The organism is Agrobacterium sp. SORGH_AS 787, from assembly GCF_030819035.1.
Taxonomy (GTDB): Bacteria; Pseudomonadota; Alphaproteobacteria; order Rhizobiales; family Rhizobiaceae; genus Agrobacterium; species Agrobacterium larrymoorei_B.
Map to the genome: position 1 here is coordinate 2,211,372 of NZ_JAUTBG010000002.1, position 19,440 is coordinate 2,230,811.

The 19,440-nt window shown below is 58.3% G+C and carries 17 protein-coding genes and 1 tRNA gene; 7 read left to right on the forward strand and 11 right to left on the reverse strand.

Annotated features, from left to right (window positions below; genetic code table 11):
* Window positions 1-188: 188 nt before the first annotated feature.
* From QE435_RS20010 to QE435_RS20030, 5 genes are all read right to left on the reverse strand, one after another.
* Window positions 189-434: a DUF982 domain-containing protein gene (locus tag QE435_RS20010; RefSeq protein ID WP_349042436.1), complete on the reverse strand. Its 246-nt coding sequence runs from the start codon at window positions 432-434 to the stop codon at window positions 189-191.
* A 176-nt stretch (window positions 435-610) separates the two neighbouring features.
* A complete protein-coding gene (locus QE435_RS20015) occupies window positions 611-913 on the reverse strand; it encodes a hypothetical protein (protein WP_349042437.1) in 303 nt (100 codons plus the stop codon).
* A 54-nt stretch (window positions 914-967) separates the two neighbouring features.
* Window positions 968-1,591 carry an RNA ligase family protein gene (locus tag QE435_RS20020; RefSeq protein WP_349042438.1) on the reverse strand — a complete coding sequence of 208 codons (624 nt, stop codon included), beginning with the start codon at window positions 1,589-1,591 and terminating at the stop codon, window positions 968-970.
* A gap of 78 nt (window positions 1,592-1,669) precedes the next feature.
* Window positions 1,670-1,743: transfer RNA gene (locus QE435_RS20025), tRNA-Cys, on the reverse strand.
* A 165-nt stretch (window positions 1,744-1,908) separates the two neighbouring features.
* Window positions 1,909-2,061, reverse strand: a complete 153-nt coding sequence (locus QE435_RS20030) for a DUF3309 family protein (RefSeq protein ID WP_306932407.1) — start codon at window positions 2,059-2,061, stop codon at window positions 1,909-1,911.
* 241 nt (window positions 2,062-2,302) lie between these two features.
* On the opposite strand from QE435_RS20030, the gene QE435_RS20035 reads away from it, so the two are divergent.
* Window positions 2,303-2,974: a protein-L-isoaspartate O-methyltransferase gene (locus QE435_RS20035; RefSeq protein ID WP_349042439.1), complete on the forward strand. Its 672-nt coding sequence runs from the start codon at window positions 2,303-2,305 to the stop codon at window positions 2,972-2,974.
* Between the two features lie 196 nt (window positions 2,975-3,170).
* Complete coding sequence (locus QE435_RS20040; protein ID WP_349042440.1) at window positions 3,171-4,115, forward strand: DUF2497 domain-containing protein; 945 nt, start codon at window positions 3,171-3,173, stop codon at window positions 4,113-4,115.
* A gap of 862 nt (window positions 4,116-4,977) precedes the next feature.
* On the opposite strand, the gene QE435_RS20045 is transcribed toward QE435_RS20040, so the two are convergent.
* On the reverse strand, window positions 4,978-8,631 hold the full coding sequence (locus QE435_RS20045; RefSeq protein ID WP_349042919.1) for a hypothetical protein: 3,654 nt from the start codon (window positions 8,629-8,631) through the stop codon (window positions 4,978-4,980).
* Window positions 8,597-11,893 (reverse strand): hypothetical protein, encoded by a 3,297-nt coding sequence (locus QE435_RS20050; RefSeq protein WP_349042441.1) that lies wholly within the window; start codon window positions 11,891-11,893, stop codon window positions 8,597-8,599. Before QE435_RS20050 ends, QE435_RS20045 begins: the two co-directional genes overlap by 35 nt.
* A gap of 477 nt (window positions 11,894-12,370) precedes the next feature.
* Between QE435_RS20050 and QE435_RS20055 the strand changes: the two genes are divergently transcribed.
* Window positions 12,371-12,739 (forward strand): Hpt domain-containing protein, encoded by a 369-nt coding sequence (locus QE435_RS20055; protein ID WP_306932414.1) that lies wholly within the window; start codon window positions 12,371-12,373, stop codon window positions 12,737-12,739.
* Window positions 12,740-12,894: 155 nt separating this feature from the next.
* Window positions 12,895-13,215 carry a 2Fe-2S iron-sulfur cluster-binding protein gene (locus QE435_RS20060; protein ID WP_062425462.1) on the forward strand — a complete coding sequence of 107 codons (321 nt, stop codon included), beginning with the start codon at window positions 12,895-12,897 and terminating at the stop codon, window positions 13,213-13,215.
* 297 nt (window positions 13,216-13,512) lie between these two features.
* Here QE435_RS20060 and QE435_RS20065 read toward each other — a convergent pair whose 3' ends face one another.
* Complete coding sequence (locus QE435_RS20065) at window positions 13,513-14,142, reverse strand: DUF922 domain-containing protein (protein ID WP_349042442.1); 630 nt, start codon at window positions 14,140-14,142, stop codon at window positions 13,513-13,515.
* Between the two features lie 283 nt (window positions 14,143-14,425).
* Between QE435_RS20065 and folP the strand changes: the two genes are divergently transcribed.
* The 3 genes from folP to folK are packed head-to-tail and all read left to right on the forward strand — an operon-like array spanning window position 14,426 to window position 16,093.
* A complete protein-coding gene (folP, locus tag QE435_RS20070) occupies window positions 14,426-15,214 on the forward strand; it encodes a dihydropteroate synthase (RefSeq protein ID WP_349042920.1) in 789 nt (262 codons plus the stop codon).
* Window positions 15,211-15,576, forward strand: a complete 366-nt coding sequence (folB, locus tag QE435_RS20075) for a dihydroneopterin aldolase (protein ID WP_062425460.1) — start codon at window positions 15,211-15,213, stop codon at window positions 15,574-15,576. The genes folP and folB overlap by 4 nt, the downstream gene beginning before the upstream one ends.
* Window positions 15,569-16,093 (forward strand): 2-amino-4-hydroxy-6-hydroxymethyldihydropteridine diphosphokinase, encoded by a 525-nt coding sequence (gene folK / locus QE435_RS20080; protein WP_309770944.1) that lies wholly within the window; start codon window positions 15,569-15,571, stop codon window positions 16,091-16,093. Before folB ends, folK begins: the two co-directional genes overlap by 8 nt.
* A gap of 18 nt (window positions 16,094-16,111) precedes the next feature.
* Here folK and QE435_RS20085 read toward each other — a convergent pair whose 3' ends face one another.
* The 3 genes from QE435_RS20085 to QE435_RS20095 form a co-directional block, all read right to left on the reverse strand.
* Window positions 16,112-16,669 carry a hypothetical protein gene (locus tag QE435_RS20085; protein WP_349042443.1) on the reverse strand — a complete coding sequence of 186 codons (558 nt, stop codon included), beginning with the start codon at window positions 16,667-16,669 and terminating at the stop codon, window positions 16,112-16,114.
* 128 nt (window positions 16,670-16,797) lie between these two features.
* Complete coding sequence (locus QE435_RS20090; RefSeq protein ID WP_349042444.1) at window positions 16,798-17,874, reverse strand: YcjF family protein; 1,077 nt, start codon at window positions 17,872-17,874, stop codon at window positions 16,798-16,800.
* Window positions 17,871-19,346, reverse strand: a complete 1,476-nt coding sequence (locus tag QE435_RS20095) for a YcjX family protein (protein ID WP_349042445.1) — start codon at window positions 19,344-19,346, stop codon at window positions 17,871-17,873. The genes QE435_RS20090 and QE435_RS20095 overlap by 4 nt, the downstream gene beginning before the upstream one ends.
* Between the last annotated feature and the right edge of the window lie 94 nt (window positions 19,347-19,440).

The following is a 19,440-nucleotide window of genomic DNA, read 5'->3' on the forward strand; positions in this document are numbered from 1 at the left end:
CTTTTTTGATCAACCCGTAATGACGAAGGCGATGATAAGATGGCCGACGATGCCGACGACAAGGCAGGTCATCAAAAGCAGGAGCAGGGGCTTTTTCATCGTCTTACATACTCTTCCAAGGTGAATCAGTCGCCGTCTTCTACGCCCCGCGAGCTTAGGCGTTAAGCCACCTTCTGGCTGTTGCGACATTATGCCTTGATATCGATGCCAGCCTCAAGCGCAGCAGCAACAAATGCGCGCCGGGCGTCCTCGGGTTTCTTTTTACCCGATCCGACGGCAGCGCAGACGAGGAGAGCTTGATCGAGTGCGTCACCGTCTTCCACTGGCCAGTCTTCGATCATCGCCCAAGACGCGGCTTGCGTTGTATCGATGCTGATGTAGTTGCCGGGTTCTTCCAGCGCGACCAGAACCGGCTTGCTCCATTTCGTGTGCATCTTATTGTCCATCGCTCTATTCGATCAGAGGATGCGTGTATCCCGTTAGAACGCTGTATTCAACGGCCTAAAGCGTGCGCGCTCGTTCAGATTCGCTCCTTACGCTTTAGGTCTTCGTTTTGTCGCATGTGATTATCGCAAAACGCTTCATAGTCTTGCTTGGACCACGCTTTGGATCAATCGTCAGGCCCAAAGGTCAGCCAGTCGCGAATAATCCTGCGGTCGATGATCTTGATCGAACGATCCGGCTGGATCTGATAGGTCTCGATCACACGGTCGCCGTTCCAGCGCCTGAAATTATGGGTGAAGGTGCTGCCGACAGGCGATTTGGTCAACTTGGTGCGCGGCTGGCCATTATAGGTAATGCTGCCCGGAATAGGCTCAAGATTGACAGACGAGATTCCGGTTGTGCAGCCTGCAAGCGCTACAGCAAGAACGGAAACTGCAATAATGGACTTGGCGTTCATGATGGGCTCCATGGGGTGCCAAATGACTTCGGCAGCGAAGTAAACTGAAAGCCTCGACCAAGGTTCCTATGTCTCGGCTAAGCCGTTGGGTACGATGTTCATCTTCATCCAGTGGGCATCCGTTTGCACATGTCCCTCTCTAACGTACTTGCCCAAGCAGTCGGACATAGCACTCTCCGCAAAAGCGCACGCACGTCTGACCACGAAGCCCTCGTGGCGGCACGGATCGAGCGCTTTCGCGAGATCATCGAATAAGCTCTGTTTGTAGGGGCCTCGATACATTATCGGGACATGTTGAATGTTTAGTTCCTGGAATCGAGCAAGCGTCATGTCCCATGGCTGGATTTCGTCACCAATTATCCACGCAAAACCCAGGAAATACGAAGGTAAAGAATGATAGGTAATGGAGTGGCGCGCGTATAAGTTTTCGCCGATAATACGCTCGTCCTCCGCAAGTTGCGGAGCAATACCTGCGGCAAACGCCTTTATCCAGTCACGAGAAGAATGATAGCCGCCATCGGGGCTTCGCGCGTGGCATCCGCCAGCGTGAATGGTGGTGTTCTCACCATCCATCTTTTCGGTGACAACCAGGTCACCGATCTTCAAGCCATTGATAGACGCCATGATTTTGTCGTCGCTGGTTGCTCCCGGCGATTGCGGCAGGTGAAATGTGCGACCGTATTTTCTCATGTGGAAGAAGATCATACTGGTTGTGATCGAACGCGACGATCGAATGACGTACCAGAGGTAACTATGTGGGGAATTTTTTGGAGGCCTCGCCCGGAATTGAACCGGGGTACAAGGATTTGCAGTCCTCTGCGTCACCACTCCGCCACGAGGCCTCACACGCTCGTCTGTTTGAGCGATGGCGGGGATTTAGAACGAATCCATTTTCGGTGCAATAGCAGAGTTTGAAAAACCGCGGATAAGTTTTCCCGAGCGCTTTAAGGTCATGAATAAGCCCCGCCGGACCACTGATCGCAGCAGGGCTTTTGTGGTCCAGCCGATCAGATTCGTCCGAGCAGGACTAGGATCAGCAAGATGACCACCACGAGGCCGATGCCACCCGACGGCCCCCACCCATAATTATGGTAGCCCCAGCTCGGAAGCGCTCCGATAAGGAATAGAATGAGGACTATAACCAGGATTGTACCGAGCATGTTTACCTCCACCCGTTGATGATGCGTCAGTAACGCAATAATGATGAGGCGGATAAAAAAGTTCCCGGGCACGGTATCAGAGGATGCGGCCCAGCGAAGCAACACGCCGAGGCGCAAGACCGTTTCTTTTTAGCCTACTGATGCATGCTTGTGCTTGAAAGCGCAGGCGGAGCCCATTAAGACGATTAGCAAAAAGCGGACACACCTGTCTCCGCCAGGCTTTACTAGAGGCAAGCACGACATGATGGATTTTGAAACCGCACGCGCGAAAATGGTGGACGGCCAGGTGCGCACGACCGACGTGACGTCCCATTCGGTGCTCAAGGCGTTTCTCTCCGTACCGCGTGAGGCCTTCGTTCCAGAAAACGTCAAACAGGTTGCCTACATGGACGAAGATCTGCAGATCTGTCCTGCCAAGGATGGTTTTGGGGCGCGTTACCTGTTGAAGGCTTCGCCCATCGCCAAGATGCTGCAGCTCGTGGCCGTCACCAAGGATGATTTGGTACTGGAAGTTGGCGGTGCGACAGGTTACGTCTCCGCGATCCTGTCGGAACTCGCAGGCTCCGTGGTTTCGCTGGAAAGCGATCCGGAACTGTCTGCGAAGGCGAGCGAAACGCTTACCGCACTCGGTTACGACAATGTGGTCACGGTTTGTAGCCCGCTTGAGCAGGGATATGCTGCCCAGGCACCCTACGATGTGATCTTCATCAATGGCTCTGTTGAGGAAGTGCCGCAGGCGCTTCTCGACCAACTCGCAGACGGTGGTCGTCTGATCGCTGTCGTGGGTTATGGTAATGCAGCCAAGGTTACCGTTTATCGCCGCGACGGAAAGGGTATTTCTGCTGCGACCTTCTTCAATGCGTCGCTGAGGCCTCTTCCGGGCTTTGCCAAAGCCAAGCAATTCGTTTTTTAATTCGTCCGCGAAAGCAGATGGTTAACAGATGGCTCGGTTAACGCCGGGCCATTTCTGTTTGCAAATAAAGCTGTGTATCGCGCAAATCGGCCACCCACATGGATTCTCTTCTGAGCCCTCGTGCCCTACACTCAAGTTGATTCGGAGCATGCGTATTCTGCTCCGGCCCGTCTTGAACGTGAAAATCGGGGTAAAAATGGCTCAGCCGAGTGTAGCGCGTGAACCATCCATGGAAGAGATTCTGGCATCGATCCGCAGGATCATCGAAAGCAACGAGCCTGCGCCGTCGAATGGATTTCCAGGTCAGCTAGCGCCCGAGTTCGAGCTTGGTGATGTAGAGCTGGATGTGGATTTTGCCGAGGATATCTCCGCAGAGATTCCGAGCCCGCCGGCCCATGTTCCACCGGCTGCCAATCAGGGCTATGGCGCGCGCCAGTTCAATGATTTCGCGCCTGTTGCCGAAAGAGAGGAACCTGCTGCCGAGAAATCGATGTCGCTCGCCGATGTCGCGGCACGCGTCCGTGCAGCGGCAGATCGCAACGCAGCACTGGGGCCGCAGGGTGGACTAGGACAGGGGCAGGGCGCAACCCCAGCACCAGCGGCCGCGCCAGTGCCCACCCGACCCTCGTTTGAAGCTGAGCGCCCCCAGCCAGTTCAGTCGGCTCGCCCGACGGATGTGCGTCCGCTGATGGCGGCGGTAGCACCGGCACCTCAGCCTGTTCGGGAAATGCCGACATTCAATCCTCCGCCGCAAGTTTCTGCGCCGGCGCCAGCGCCGCAGCCTGTCCCGGTTTGGGAAACGATGGAACTGCGCGGCGCGGTTGAAGAACAAGAAAAGCCTGTTTCTCGGGCTGTCGACCTTCGTCAGGAGCCCGTTGCTGAACCTGTCGTTCAGAAAAATGAACCGAAGCTCGATCTACCGTTGAACCTGGTATCTGCCGAGGCAAGCGCCCAGATCGCCCGATCCTTCGGCGCTCTCGCTGACGTATTTGACGGCGTGCGCAACCCGACCATCGAGACTGTCGCTCAGGATATGCTGCGCCCGATGCTGCAGGAATGGCTGGAAGACAACCTGCCAACGATTGTCGAGCGCATGGTTCGTGAAGAAATCGAGCGCGTTGCGCGTGGTCCTCGTCGTTGATGCGCATTGGAGGAAGGCTGCACCTTTCTCCTGATCGTGCCGAGATGAGGTCACCTTGAGGTCATGATGACCTTTCGTTGATACAGAAAGCCGCTGAGGAGATGATCTCCCCAGCGGCTTTCGCTTTTTTATGTGCCTCGTTTGCGCGAGCGCTTCCGCCATCTGTTGCCGCGGTTTTTCAGTCTAAACCACACTCACCTCTCGCATCGCTGTCGCGCACCAGCGCTTGTGTTGTGAACGTGACCTGTATTCAGCAAGGGCCGGTCTCTGGAAATTCTCACAACGCCTAAACCCTTTAGGAACCGGTCAAGGGCGGAGCGGAGCAAGTGACGTTCGGGTGAAGACTTAAGCCATGCTGGACCTGAGGCAGCGAGCTGGAAATACCGACCGATTTTCCGGCAGCCGAATGTGTCGGGTCACCGGCTAGAAAATCCTGCAGATCCCGGAAGTACAAAGCGCTCTCAAGACGACAGTCGGTCTACTCGATAGAGCTATCGGCGAAGTTCTGGATGCTTCCGATCTCCGTTCCCTACATGAGACGTCTTGGTGCCGAGCGCAGCAGAAGAGCGAGAAACCGCATCGACGCGACGTAGGCCGCTCCCTAAGTCGAAGGACAGGAAGCGATGAGGGCTAGGGATGCGCTTCAGTAGCAATGCACCAGTGGCCACAAGGGAATTGCGAATCACGCGCCGATCTCACGCAGAAGAGCCGTTTATTCATTCTGCCTTGATTGCCCCAGGATTGATTGATCGCATTTCGGCTAGATCTTTGTGAATGCACATCGGCAGCGGCATGGCTGAACAAATGAAAACGCCCCCGCGGTTGGCGAGGGCGTTTTCAAACAGCGCGTGGAAGAGCTTGCTTAGCTGAAGCGTCCGGCGGCGTGGGCCAGCATGGTGTAGACCTTACCGGTATCCGACGTAAGGTATGATTGCGTCACCGTGCGGTCGCGATCCGTGCGCGCAACATCCGCCAGAAGCTTTTCGAAGTCGGAAATATAGCGGTCAACCGCGGTGCGGAACTCCGACTCGCGCTCGTACTTGCGCTTGATCTCGTCGAAGGTCTGCTGGCCCTTCAGTGTGTAGAGACGACGTGTGAAGACGTCGCGCTCACCGCGCTGATAGCGGCCCCACAACTCGACAGATGCGTCGTGATCGATTGCCCGGGCGATATCCACGGAAAGCGAATTCAGCGACTCGACGACATGGCGTGGGTTGCGGCTGTCAGCGGCACGTGTCTGCTGCTCAGCGGCAGGCCGGGCTGCCGACGGGGCGGGTGCCATCGGCGCCGCATTGTCTTGAGCGTCGCGAGAGGCGCCGCGCAGCAGGTCGCTGATCCATCCGCCACCGTCTTCACGGCGCTGAAGCGGCGCGGAAAGACCAGGCTGCGACGGGGCGGGACGTTGTTCGACGGGCGCGACGTTACGGATGACCGGTGCGGCCGGCTGCTGCTGAACGGGAGCCTGTGTCGCTGCCGGTGCAGAAAGCGGCTGCTGTTGGGGGCGTGTTTCCGAACGCATCTGTTGAGGCTGCGGGGCGGCCGGCTTGGTGGCCGCAATCGCCCGTGCTGTCGGCTCGGAGATTTCAAACTGCTGGGTCGAGCGACCCACGAGCTGCGAAATATCTTGTAGTGCCTTGATCTGCTCGGAAACAGCGCGACGCATGGCGGCTGCACTTTCCTTGGCTTCTTCCGGCAGATCGAATGCGCCGCGCTTCAGTTCGGCGCGGGTTGCGTCGAGCTCCTGGCGGATATCCTGGCTGGAGCGACGGATTTCTTCCGTCGCGCCGGAGAAGCGATTGACTGCGTCCTGTACCGCTTCGCGCAGTGTCTCGCGCATGACTGTTGCCGCTGCGTTTGACTTGTCGGTAGCGCTGTTGATCAGCTTATCGACGTCAGACAGCGACGACGCGACGCCGTTGCGCAGGCGGCCTGCAAGCTCGTCCGAATGCTTCTGCGCCTCGGACATAGTGCCCTCGATCGAACGGGCTGCATCCTGGCTGGCCGCAACAAGCGCACCGCGCACGTTCTGCGCCGCATTGCGTGCGCGCTGCTCTGTCTCGTCCAGCGAACGACCGATATCGTCGAAGGAGGAGTTGAGGTTTTCACGCAGGTTGCCTGCCACTCTGCTTGAGCGCTGTTCGGCCTCGCCCAGCGTTTGCTCGACGACGGACATCACGCCACGCATTGAGTTTTCGATTTCCTCAGAGCGCTGCAACAGACCGACTGAGAGCGAACGAAGCGCTTCCTGACGCTCTTCAAGCGTGCCGACGAGATTGGCCTGCGCGGAGGTGAGAAGCTCGCCTGCCTGCGACAGAACCGATGAGTGCTCGTCGAAACGCGCTACGATTCCAGCGACCTGAGACAGCGTGGTACCGGAGACATTGGCCAGACGATCGACCTTGCTCTCCAGCAGGCGGCTGGATGTGGTGATGAGGTCGGATGCGCGCGATGCGGATTCCGAGAAGCTTGTGGTGGCGCTGTTGAGAGCCACGTCGGCCTGCTTGAATTCCTGCGTAGCGCGCGCCACAGCCACATTCAGACTGTCGGTAGCGCCGTTCACCACATCCGTCATACTGGAATGAGTCTGCGACAGCATGTCGGTGCTCTGACGCGTTGCCGCGACCACCTTGTTGGCTGCATCGCTGCTGGCGCGTGCGTAATCGTCGATGGCCTGTTCGACCATGCCGACCATGCCGCTATTGGTTTCCGACAGCAGGCTTGCGCTCTGCTGAGCCGCAGTAACGATCTTCTCGGCTGCTTCTTGGCCGACGACGGCATATTCGTTGACGATCGGCTTTGCCTTCTCCTCGATGAGGCGGGACAGTTCTGCAGAACGGCTGGCCAGCATGGAGTTGAGTTCGCGGGTGCGGCTGTCGAGCGTATGGCGGATAGACTCGCCACGCGCATCAAGGGCGCTTTCGACATTGGTCAGCGTCTCGGAGATGGCGCCGACCTGCGTGCGAACGACCGCTTCTGCTTCCGCAACCTTGTTGACGATGGCGTTGCCAGCGTCGGAGAAGGTTTGCGCAACCGCGGCGGCTTGGCCCGAGAGCCGGCTCTGTGCGTCGGAGATACGACCGACGATCTCATCTGAACGTTGTTCGACGGTACGAGTGAACTCGTCATTGCGGGCCTTGATCTGATCGGCGAATTCGAGACCGGTCTTACCGATGAACTCGGTCGAGCGGACTGCCTCATGATCGATACTCTGAGCCGCGTCAGCCACCGCATCGCGAAGGCTGCGAGCAAGACCAGAGGCTTTACCCTCAATCGTGCGGTTGACGTTTTCGAGACCGACGTTAAGCGCGCGATCCATCGTGCCGAGACGCTCGTCGATCCGAGCCGTACCCGTAATGAACACGCCTTCGATCTTCTGCGTGGCGTCGTCAAGCGTTGCATTGACGTTGCTCAGATCGGACTGAAGCTTGCCATGCAGGGCTTCGATATTGTTCTCCAGCCGAGCGCCGGTTTCACCGAGACGGTTGGAGACGGTGTTGACAGAGTTTTCGATACGCGAGGTCAGCGATTCCGATGCAGTATCGATCGTCCGCTGCAGAACCTCCTGCTGCGTCTCGAAGGACATTTCCAGCATGCTTGTGCTGGAAGCGACGGTGGTCGCAAGCGACATGGTCTGCTCGGACAGAAGATCGCCAAGCTGTTCCTTGGCTGAGCCCAATGTCTCCGACAGAGCGGAATGATGCTGATCCAAGGTGCTGCGGATGGCTTCGTGCGATGTCTGGAGATTGTTTTCCAGACGCTGGACGCCGCTCTCCATCGTATTGGCGAAGTTGCCGGCACCGGATTCGACTGCGGTTTCGATCCGGGTCGCTGCCGAAGCAACGGTCTGCTCGATCAGCTCGCTATTGCGCTCGACGGTACGGCTGATGGTGTAGGCCTGTGTTCCCAGCATCGTGTCGAGACGAAGATGTCCAACGGACATGGCTTCTTCAATAGCGGATGTCGTCGAGGTCAGTCGTTCCTCGGCATCCGAGACCGTGCGGGCAAGGCTCGCCGCGCGTCCATCGAGAGCAGAAGCGAGGCGCTCTTCGGCGGACGAAATCGCCATGTCGATGGCCATGGTACGGCTGTCGAGCGTGTCAGCAAGTCGTTCCTCAACACCGGAAACCACCGAGGTGAGGGCGCCTGTCCGGCCATCCAAAGTTTCTGCCAGGCGCTCTTCAGCGCTGGAGAAGGCCATGTCGATGGCCATTGTGCGGCTGTCCAGCGTATCGGCGAGACGTTCTTCCACGCCAGACACCACGGAGGTGAGGGTGCTTGTACGGCCATCCAGGGTTTCTGCCAGACGCTCTTCGGCAGAGGAGAAGGCCATGTCGATGGCCATTGTACGGCTGTCGAGGGTATCGGCGAGACGCTCTTCCACGCCGGATACCACGGAGGTGAGGGCGCTAGTGCGTCCATCCAGGGTTTCGGCAAGACGCTCTTCAGCGCTGGAGAAGGCGATATTGATCGCCATGGTGCGACTATCGAGCGTGTCGGCGATCCGCCCCTTCGACACCATTGACGACATCCGTCAACGCATGGGTGCGGCTTTCCAACGTATCGGCAATGCGGGTCTCGATACCGGAAACGGCGTTCGTCAGTGTGGCCGCGCGGCTGTCGAGTGTGTCTGCAATCCGCTCTTCAGCGGACGAGAACGCCATGTCGAGCGCCATGGTACGGCTGTCGAGCGTATCGGCAATGCGCTCTTCCACACCGGCAACCACGCTGTTGAGTGCAGAGGCGCGGCTATCCAGGGTCTCAGCCAAACGACCTTCGACATCGCTGACGATGTTAGTGAGGTTGGAAGCGCGGGTATCAAGCGTTTGCGCAATACGCTCCTCAGCGGACGAGAACGCCATGTCGAGCGCCATGGTGCGGCTATCGAGCGCATCTGCAATACGTTCTTCCACACCTGCAACAACATTGCCCAAGGCGGAGGTGCGGCTGTCCAAGGTCTCGGCCAAACGACCTTCTACGCCGCCGACGATATTTGTGAGGTTGGAAGCGCGGGTATCAAGCGTTTCCGCAATACGCTCTTCTGCTGTGGAGAACGCCATGTCGAGTGCCATGGTGCGGCTATCGAGCGCATCGGCGATGCGTTCTTCCACACCGGTCACGACAGCGCCGAACGCAGAGGTGCGGCTGTCCAGGGTCTCGGCCAAGCGACCTTCGACGCCGCTGACGATATTGGTGAGGTTGGAAGCGCGTGTATCCAGCGTCTCGGCGATACGTTCTTCTGCAGTCGAGAACGCCATGTCGAGCGCCATGGTGCGGCTGTCGAGTGCATCCGCAATGCGTTCTTCCACGCCGGCAACAACAGTGCCGAGCGCAGAGGTACGACTGTCCAGCGTCTCGGCAATGCGATCTTCAACGCCGCTGACGACGGTGGTAATGGCGGACGTACGGCTGTCAAGCGTTTCAGCAATGCGTTCTTCAGCAGTCGAGAGCGCCATGTCGAGCGCCATGGTACGGCTGTCGAGTGCGTCGGTGATACGCTCCTCAACACCCGCAACGACGTTTCCGAGTGCAGAGGTGCGGCTGTCGAGCGTCTCGGCCAGACGACTATCGACATCGTTGACAATGGTCGTCAGAGCGGAGGTGCGTGTATCGAGCGTTTCGGCAATTCGCTCTTCGGCTGTTGAGAAGGCCATGTCGAGCGCCATGGTGCGGCTGTCGAGCGTGTCGGCAATGCGTTCCTCGACGCCGGCAACAACGTGGCTGAGCGCTGCGGTGCGGCTGTCCAACGTGTCAGCGATGCGGTCTTCAACGCCGGAGACGGCACCGGTAATGGCGGCAGCGCGGCTATCAAGTGTTTCGGCCAGGCGACGCTCGACATCGGCGACGACGTTATTGATGGCGGCGGCTCGCTCCTCCAGCAGTGCTGCAAGGTGTTCGGCCGTCCCGGCGACCGATACGGTGATCGCTTCGGAGCGGCTGGCGAGCGCGCTGTCGAAACGGTTCTGGCTTTCGGTGAGCGCGCCGAAAAGCTGGGCGCTGCGCTCGGCAAGAACAGCGTCGATCTTTTCATGCGTGCCGACGATCGCGCTGGAAATCTCGTTGGTGCGGGCACTCAAGGCGTCGGTCAGTTCGCGGGTGCGCGTTTCGAGCGAGCTTTCCAGCATTTCCTGACCGGCGCCCAGCGATGTCGCCAGAGCGAGGGACTGATCGGTGAGGGTGCTGTTCAGGCGATCGATATTGGAATTCAAGATGCCGCTGAGCGAATCCGTGCCGCCCGCAACGGTCTCGTTGATGCGTGCGAGGCTCTCCATTAGCTTGCTGTCGAGCGTACCGGCGCGCTGGTCGAAGGCGCTGGCAAACTCTGCAACATGCGCGTCGAAAGCCGTGTTCACGAGGCCGACGGTCGTCTGGAGCTTCTCTTCGAAGAGGCCCGAACGCAGATCGAGATCCATGATCGCATCGTCTGCCGTGCTTTGCAGGCTCTGGCGGAAGGACATGCCCTTCTCTTCCAGCGTCGCGGAGAGTTTGCCGAGCACCGTGTCGAGAGAGCCGTCGATGACCTGCTGGCCGCGGCTGATATTCTGCGACAGTTCCTGCGTGCGCTTGGTCAGCGTTTCGTTGAGCAGGCGCGTATGCTCATCCATCGACCGGTTGAGGGTTTCCGTGCCGCTCGAAAGTGCGGTGGCATGCGTCGCGAATTTTTCGATCAAAGCGTTCCCACGCTCGTCGAACGTGTTGGAGAGATCATGCAGGCGCAGATCGAATTCGTTGTTGAGCGCCGCTCCAGAGCTGTTCAGAGCATTCAGCAGATTCTCGGTCTTCGCTGCAATCAGCGTGCCCATGGCTTCCGTCGAAACGCGGGATTTCTCCAGCAGCGCTGCGGAGCGTGTGTCGATCATCGAAGCGAAGGCCTCACCACTGGTGGCAAGACGCATGGAAAGCTCTTCACCAACCAGTGACAGTTCTTCCTTGAGCTGTTCCTGGGCGCCGAAGATTGAGGAGCGGATGCGCTCCGCATGGCTGATAATGGCGTCGCGCTCTGCCGTCAGCTCATGGACGAGGCCGCGCACGCGCAGTTCGTTGTCGGCATAGCTGCGCTCAAGCGCGTTGACTTCCGAATGAACGAGCGTCTCAAGCTCGGTCGCGCGGGCAATGGTGCGCTCGATGCCGTCATTCATGGCGGAGACTTCGCGGCGAACCGCCTGGCCAACCGACATGATCCGCTCGGAAGCTATCGTTTCCGGCTCTGCAAGACGCAGCGCGACTTCTGCCATGGAGCGCGCAGCATTGCGCAGATCCTTGGCACGCGCCATCATGATGGCGAAGGCGAAGAACAGCATGATCGGCACGACGATGCCGACCATGATCGCCATCAGGCCGGGAATGGCGAACAGTTGTGCGATAGAGCCTACATTCCAGATCTGACCGCCATAGATGGCATGCGCCAGACCAACGCCGGCGATCGCCCAGAAGACCGATACGATAGAGGCATTGCGGATGGCACCAGTCATGGAACCAGCCTCCAGCGATCGCAGGATCATGGCTGGGCTACGCTTGGTGCCGTCATTGGCAGCCTCAAGCCCTCCGGATCGGGACTGCTGCTCGCTCGCTGCACGCGCTGCCGCTGCTTGCGCCGAAGACTGTGCCTGCTGTTCGTTCTTACGCGGTCTATTCTGTTCTGGCACTCTTGCCTCCGCGGGCTTGGGAGTGGACCTTCTACGAGGCTCCGGCTTATTTTCGTATGCGCCGAGCTGCAAGGCATCTTCAAGTGCCTGATACGCAGTTTCGTCGATCGAGTCGCTAAACTTGTTGTTCGCCATGCGGTTACGCCTCGTTACATATACGCCCGGCTCATGCCGTTCATTCGCCCGCCGCCTGCAAACGAATATCCGCCATCATGCCGACAAGACACCTTGAACCATCATGGTACGCGGTGGCCTGCGCCTTACTAACACCTGAAAGCGGTCACCCAGCTTTAAGGCAAAAAATACATCAGCTTGCGGAATCCGCAAAACCCGGGAAGAGGTGATGCGGCACCGAATAACGGTAGTGACACATTTGCAGCTTTTAAACAATTAACACGGGCGGGGAAGGCTGACCAAGTGCCTGCTTGTTAACAGTTTTTAAACCCCTAAAAGGCTTGGAAACCCTGAATTATGAGAAGTTTAACATAAATTAACCATAGCGAAAGATTTTCCCGTTACAGGCGCCCCATTTTCAGCGGAAAGCGACAATAGCCTGCTTTGATGTGAAACACATTCGAACAACCTCTACCGAGGCAATTAAAGGAAAACGGAATGGCTGCGCTTAGTATCGCATTTGAAGCGCCGGATAATCACGGCGGCAACGCCGCTTCTGGAAAAAAGACGATCGATTTCGCTCACCTTGCCGGTCAAACGAAGGGCGATAAGGATCTTGAGATCGCTGTTCTCCAGCTCTTCTCGCGGCATTCGCGGTCTATTCTTCAGGAGCTTGCGGTGGCCGACAAGGCATCGATGCGCAGGATCGCCGGCCGTCTAAAAGGATCGGCCGATGCAGTTGGCGCCTTCAACGTCTCCGCCGCAGCGGAAGCGCTTGAAAACGGCGAATATGACGGTGCAGCGCTTGCAAAGCTTGCCGCCTCCATAGTGGAGGCCGAGAACTTCATCCTGAAGCTCTGCCGGTAAATCTCCACCACTGCGGATGCTGCCGGGGAAGTCTTCTCCGACACCTCGATGACAGGGCCGGTTCGGTTCGCAACCGCATTGACGGGTTGCCAATCGCAGCCGGCCTTTCTATGTGTTTAGAAGAATTCTCAAACACCTTGCCTGGATCTTTTGAAATGACCAAACTGACAATCGTTGCTTTCGACGGCACGTCCCATGAACTCGACGTCAGCAACGGCTCCACCGTGATGGAGAATGCCGTTCGTAATTCCATTCCCGGCATCGATGCCGAATGTGGCGGCGCCTGCGCCTGTGCGACCTGTCATGTCTATGTGGACGATCAATGGACGGAGCGGGTCGGGCCGCCGGAGCCGATGGAGGAGGACATGCTCGATTTCGCCTTCGACGTTCGCCCAACCTCGCGTCTTTCCTGTCAGATCAAGATGACCGACGACCTCAACGGTCTGGTTGTCCACGTACCTGAGCGCCAGGGATGACCAAAATCTCGATAAATCTTTGAAAAGATTGAGCGGCGGTGGCCATAATCACTCCACCTACCGCTCCAGTTGGGCGCGTTACCGACAGGCGGAGAGGAAGACACCTGCGGCTTCATACGCACCGGGAGAGCCCGTGCGATCGTGAATTTCAAGTCTTCGAATATGTTTATTCTCTGTTGCTTCACCAATACGTGAGTCTGCCCTGTGGTACCATGGCAAGAAATCAACGGTGATTATCCGGCAAAACCTTTTTGACAACGACGTGCTGGCACAAGCGCCAAGTGCATCAGACCCGCGTTACTGTGAGCCCGCGCGTTGCTGAATGCGGTTCTTGAGAAGCCGCGTCATTCTGGCGTCGAAGTTCTTGGACTCGATCTTGTCGAAGCGTACCTGATCCTTGTCATGCGCATCCATAACCTGTTGGCTGACGTCTGCGACCATCTTCTGCATGGTGTCGCAATTGGACTGCGGACGCAGTGCGCGGAGCTTCTGATCGAGATCACGGGCATATCCACGGGCAATTTCGGCATGCCGCTCCTCATGGCGCTTGATGTCGGCGGCAAGCGTATCCCAGATCAGCGCCAGATCCGCATTGGTGCGACGCCGGTTCGACCAGCGCGGCAGCAGGATTTTCGTGTGCAGCGTCACCTTCACGGTACCGACGCCGCACCGTCCATTTTTCTCCACATAGGTAAGTTCGCCGCCAAACTTGATTTCGGTCGCGCCTGGATGGCGAAAGCCCGTGGATTTGGTCATCGGTCCGCGGAGCGACAGTTCACGATCCAAATCTTCAGCCGTTTTCCCGCCGACGGTGAAATAGGAATAGGTCTTGGTACTGATCGTCTCCGCGACAGCCGGACGTTCCAGAATGGGCAACAACAGTGCACTCGCCAGGAGTGCGCGGCAGACAGGGCGAAGCTGTTTCATTTTCCGGCCTTCATGTTGAACTTGCCGGAGGATTGCGTCATAGAGCGCAGGGTAGCCGAATAAGCGCGCAAACGACGCTTCAATCCTTTGGAAGACGTACCGCGCCCGGGAATGGTCGATATCGGTCTCACAACGACCGATGCGGAAAACGGAGCGGGATCGGTGTAAATGGCAAGGCACTCCACGAATTCGGAAAGGCGTATGTTACTTGATAACAGCCAGCGGTAATCTGTGGCAAGCGGCCCATGGCCGCTTCCTGAAACTTGATGGACACGGCCTTATCATGGCGATCATCAACGCCACGCCGGATTCTTTCTCCGATGGGGGGCGCTTTGAGACCGTGGACCAGGCGGTTCAGCATGCTTTGACCTGCGTGAAAGATGGCGCGCATATCGTCGATGTCGGTGGTGAATCGACCCGTCCAGGCGCTGCAAGCGTAACAGATGCGGAGGAGCAGGACCGCGTTCTTCCGGTGATCGAACGGCTTTCTCGGGAAACGGATGCGCTGATCTCTATCGATACATACCGGGCCTCGACGGCGCGCCTGGCCATCGAAGCAGGGGCTCACATCGTCAACGACGTTTTCGGACTGCAGAAAGATGCAGACATGGCTAAGGTCGTAGCGCGCTCTGGAGCGGGCGTCTGCATCATGCACACCGGCCGGGAGCGGCAGAAACTGAACGACGTCATCGCCGACCAATTCGCTTTTCTGAATCACTCTCTCGCGATTGCCGATACCGCAGGCATTGCGCGTGACCGTATCGTGCTCGATCCCGGATTCGGCTTTGCCAAGGACGTGGACGAAAACGTCGCGCTGATGTCGCGTTTCGATGAGCTTTCTGCTTTCGGCCTGCCTATTCTGGCTGGCACGTCGCGCAAACGCTTCATCGGCGCGTTGACCGGAAGGGAGGCAGCAGATGAGCGAGATGTGGGGACGGCGGCAACGACCACGATCCTGCGTCTTGCAGGTGCGATCATTTTCCGCGTTCATAACGTGTCCATGACAAAGGATGCCTTGGCTGTCGCCGATGCTGTCCTTGACCAGAAGAAGCGACAGGAGACACGCCGTTGAGCCGTTATACGATCCTTTTGAAGAACTGTTCGTTCTTCGCCCGCCATGGCCTGCTGGAGCAGGAAGAGGTCCTGGGTCAACGCTTCTTCGTCGATGCCGAAATGGATGTCGAGGCTGGAGATGCGCTTGAGACGGACGAGATCGGCAACACCGTGGATTACGGCGTGGCCTTCGCCGTCATCGAAAAGATCGTGGTCGGCCAACGGCGCTATCTGATCGAGGCGCTGGCCAATGATATCGCCACTGCCCTTCGCCAGCGTTATCCACAGATCGTGCGGGTCAAGATCACCGTGCGCAAGCCGTCGGCGCCCGTTCCAGGCATCCTCGATTATGCTCAGGTCTGCGTCGAACAGCATGCCTGAGATGTGGACATCCGCGACGCTCGGTCTCGGCGGCAATATTGGTGATCCAAAGACAGCCATGGCAAAGGCCCTGACCGCCTTGAGCGACCGTATCGATTGCCGCCTTTTGTCGGTCTCCGAGCTTTACCGCACACCGCCCTGGGGCAAGACCGATCAGGCAGATTTCTTCAACTGCTGCGCCCTGATCGAAACGGCGTTATCGGCCGAGGCTCTGCTCGACCTCTGCCTTGATATCGAACGGGGGATGAAGCGTGTGCGCCTTGAGCGCTGGGGGCCGCGCACCATCGATATCGATGTGCTGACCTTTGGCGACACGCAGGTCTTGACCGAGCGTGTCGAAATTCCCCATCCCCGAATGACGGAGCGGGCCTTCGTCCTGATGCCGCTTGCCGATATTGCGCCGGATCTCGTGGTCAAGGGCAGGCGGGTGATCGACTGGCTGGCAGATGCGGATAAGACCGGCATCGTGCGCGCAAACGAAAAGCGGGAATGGTGGACCACTCCCGCTTCGGAATGAGAATCGAATTGATGTGCGTTATGGCTTGATCGAGCCAACCGCCATCGAGTCGACATTGCGCGCCAGCGTCAGGCCGATGACGGGAATCATCTGGTCTGCGACTTTCACCGAGATCGTAATGTTCATCGACTTGCTGTCTTCCATCACGCGAGCAACCATCACACCGTTAAGCTTGGCGCGGTTGATGCCGAGCACGACCTTGTCACCGCTGACCTGACCGGACGTGACGTCCAGTCCCTTGCCCTCGGAGCCATCGAGAAACTTACCCTCATAGCCGCCGCCCTTCTTGGCAATGATGGCGGACATGGGCTGCTTGAAGACGCCGACGCGGCAGGTACCGCCAAGCTTGATGCCGGTTTCTTTGTCACCAAGCGATTCGCCAGTCAGATCACAATTGAACTTCGTGCCCTTGTACTTACCTGCGACGATCTCGCCTGGGCCAGACCAAGTGCCGGCGACAGAGCCGAAGAAGACATCGTCGCGCGATGCGGCCTGAACGTCGGAAATTGCGAGCCCGCTACTGACGGACATAACGGCGGCAAGCCCGCCCAGAAGCGAAAAGAAGCGCGAAAACATGATACTTTCCCTGGCGAATAGGCCGCTTTGTGTGGGAGCAATCTATGTCGCGAATGGTTAACGCTTGGTATATTTCGCCAAAATAAGGATAACGAATTGTAACCATTTAGCCCCGAAGAGCCCGGAAATCAGGGCTTTTCCGTTTTCGTGGCCCCCTTCAGATCCGGTGTCAGATCGGACATGAAGTCGCTGATGCCGGGCCGCTTCAGCGCCCGGAAAGGAAGCGGGCGGCAGAGGTCCATAGCGGCAATGCCAATCCGGGCAGTCATTAAGCCATTGATGACGCCTTCGCCGAGACGGGCTGATAGGCGCGAGGCGAGACCATGTCCAAGAACCTGCTGGGCCAGCCCATCGCCGACCGCAATCGAGCCCGTAACGGCCAGATGGGCGATCACGTCGCGCAGCAGCCGGATCATGCCAAGCGTGCCTGGGCGCCCGCCATAGAGTTCTGCCATGGCGCGAACGAGCCGGGTCACTTCAAACAGCACATAAGCCAGATCGACGATTGCTCGCGGGCTGACAGCGGTTACGACCGAGACCCGCTTCGAGGCGTTGAGAATCAAAGCGCGGGCTTGCCGGTCGAGCGGGGTCAAGAGCTCCCGTTCGGCGAGCTCCATCAGATGCGGTCCGTCGATCACATCGCTCTCTGTATCTTTGAGAGCGGCCCGACCTTTCGCTGTCTCCGCCCGGTGAGAGAGGACGGCCATCAGTCTTGTGATCACGGAACGCGCTGCGGATGCCTTCTTTTGGCTGGCAGCGTCTTCCGCGTCGGACTTAAGCGACTGAACGGCGTTCAAACGCATGATGCCAAAGACTTCTCGCCCGACAAGCACCAAGACGGCGACGACTGCAACGATGAGCGCGACGCTCGCCGTGTAACCCAACCAGTCCGATCGCGAGAACAGATCGCGGATCAGCTGGTCTGCCCAAAGGCCGAAGGCAAGCGACAGAAGAACGCCAATTGCGCCAAGAGCAAGCTTGCCAAAAGAAAAGCGGTGACGGCGGGGTTCTGCGACGGGAAGCGGCGCTGCGTCGATCTCCTCCGGTACAAGAAAGGGATCCTCTTCGTCCGGCACCATCGAGATGTCAGTGTCGAAGCTTCGCGGCTGACGCTTTGGCAAAGCCGTCCGCATATCCTGTCGTGGCTCGGTTTCCAGGGTGAAAGCCGCGGGTCTGCGGGAAGAACCTTTATTGTCGTCTTTCATGCGAGCTTGTCTCCAAACAGGAACTGCATGGCGCGGTCCAGCCGAATATGCGGGACCGAAAGCTTGATGCCGCCTGCGGTCTCTTCTAGTTTCGGTGGACGGAAGCGGATAACGTTGACGTCGGGCAGGTCTGCCGAAGCGCCTTGCGTATCGATCTGGCGAAAGAGTGGCTCCGGGTCTTCCGGTAGGTCACCGGGAAAGATTGCCGTGCTGCGATTGCCATCGAAGACCTCACCATTGATCTTCTCACCAGCAATCGGCGTGCCGACGATGACCGGCAGTGACACGCCATCCTGACGCACGCTCGCTTCCTTCGTCGCGCGCACCGAGGCGAGCGCCATTACTTCGATACCTGCGCCACTCATGCCGATGGTTGTCACGGCGCGGTCGACCAGGCGCGCAGTCAGACTTTCCAGGCGATCATGACTTTCGTGATGCAGATGATCCGCCTTGGTCGCGGCCACCAGCACCTTGTCGATTCGCCGACCGACGAGTGACGAGAGCAGGCTGTTCTTGCCGGGGCGGAAACAGGCAAGCACATCGCCAAGCGCGCGCTCCAGATCCTGCACCGCTTCCGGCCCGCGATTGACCGCCTGCAGCGCGTCGATGAGGACGATCTGCCTGTCGAGACGGGCGAAATGCTCACGAAAGAAGGGCTTCACCACGATCGACTTATAGGCCTCGAAGCGCCGCTCCATCATGGCGCGGAGCGATCCTTTGGCCGCCTTCTCGGTGCCGATACCGGGCAGAGGTGAAAAGGTGAGGGCAGGTGAGCCTTCCAGATCGCCCGGCATCAGAAAGCGTCCAGGTGGTAGTGTCGAAAGCGAACGCTCATCCGATTTGCAAGCCTTGAGGTAGGCCGCAAAGCTTTCTGCCAGGTGCTTGGCGGTCATCTCATCGGCGGGTGCATCAAGATCAAGGGAGGACGCAATCCCCAGCCATTCGCGTGCAAGTTCGGCTCTGACGCCAGTTTGCGCCAGCGAAACGGTGTTGTCGCTGAAGGTCTTGTAATCTTGCGTCAGCAGCGGAAGATCGAGCAGCCATTCGCCTGGATAATCGACGATGTCGATGGAGAGCCTGCCAGGTGAAAACCAGCGGCCCCAGCCGCTCGCGCTCTGGTAATCCAGCGTGATGCGCAGCTCCGAAATGGCGCGCGTCGAATCCGGCCAGATTCGGTCTCGAACGAGTGCCTGGATATGATCTTCGTATTGAAAACGTGGAATGGCGTCATCCGGCTGCGGCTCTAGCCGCACATTCGAGACACGCCCTGAACGAATGGCCTCGAAGAGTGGCAAGCGTCCACCATTCAAGAGATTGTGGACGAGCGACGAGATGAAGACCGTCTTTCCCGCACGCGACAGCCCCGTCACACCGAGCCGCAATGTCGGATTGGTCAGTGCGCTTGCCCGATCCGCGAGATTGTCGAGCGCGATCAATGCGCTGTCGGTGAAAGATGTCAGGGATGGCGGCAATGACGTTTCCTAAAAATAATCAGTTTACTGAAAATATATAGGATAGCCGCATGCTCAAAAAAGAAGCGCCGAGGAAAGTTTTGCGCGGCGCTCG

Bases quoted from the DNA above. Each gene is read 5' to 3' on its own strand.
- QE435_RS20010 (WP_349042436.1), bottom strand. From the start codon at position 434: ATGCACACGAAATGGAGCAAGCCGGTTCTGGTCGCGCTGGAAGAACCC.
- QE435_RS20015 (WP_349042437.1), bottom strand. From the start codon at position 913: ATGGAGCCCATCATGAACGCCAAGTCCATTATTGCAGTTTCCGTTCTT.
- QE435_RS20020 (WP_349042438.1), bottom strand. From the start codon at position 1,591: ATGAGAAAATACGGTCGCACATTTCACCTGCCGCAATCGCCGGGAGCA.
- QE435_RS20030 (WP_306932407.1), bottom strand. From the start codon at position 2,061: ATGCTCGGTACAATCCTGGTTATAGTCCTCATTCTATTCCTTATCGGA.
- QE435_RS20035 (WP_349042439.1), top strand. From the start codon at position 2,303: ATGATGGATTTTGAAACCGCACGCGCGAAAATGGTGGACGGCCAGGTG.
- QE435_RS20040 (WP_349042440.1), top strand. From the start codon at position 3,171: ATGGCTCAGCCGAGTGTAGCGCGTGAACCATCCATGGAAGAGATTCTG.
- QE435_RS20050 (WP_349042441.1), bottom strand. From the start codon at position 11,893: ATGGCGAACAACAAGTTTAGCGACTCGATCGACGAAACTGCGTATCAG.
- QE435_RS20055 (WP_306932414.1), top strand. From the start codon at position 12,371: ATGGCTGCGCTTAGTATCGCATTTGAAGCGCCGGATAATCACGGCGGC.
- QE435_RS20060 (WP_062425462.1), top strand. From the start codon at position 12,895: ATGACCAAACTGACAATCGTTGCTTTCGACGGCACGTCCCATGAACTC.
- QE435_RS20065 (WP_349042442.1), bottom strand. From the start codon at position 14,142: ATGAAACAGCTTCGCCCTGTCTGCCGCGCACTCCTGGCGAGTGCACTG.
- folP (WP_349042920.1), top strand. From the start codon at position 14,426: ATGGCGATCATCAACGCCACGCCGGATTCTTTCTCCGATGGGGGGCGC.
- folK (WP_309770944.1), top strand. From the start codon at position 15,569: ATGCCTGAGATGTGGACATCCGCGACGCTCGGTCTCGGCGGCAATATT.
- QE435_RS20085 (WP_349042443.1), bottom strand. From the start codon at position 16,669: ATGTTTTCGCGCTTCTTTTCGCTTCTGGGCGGGCTTGCCGCCGTTATG.
- QE435_RS20090 (WP_349042444.1), bottom strand. From the start codon at position 17,874: ATGAAAGACGACAATAAAGGTTCTTCCCGCAGACCCGCGGCTTTCACC.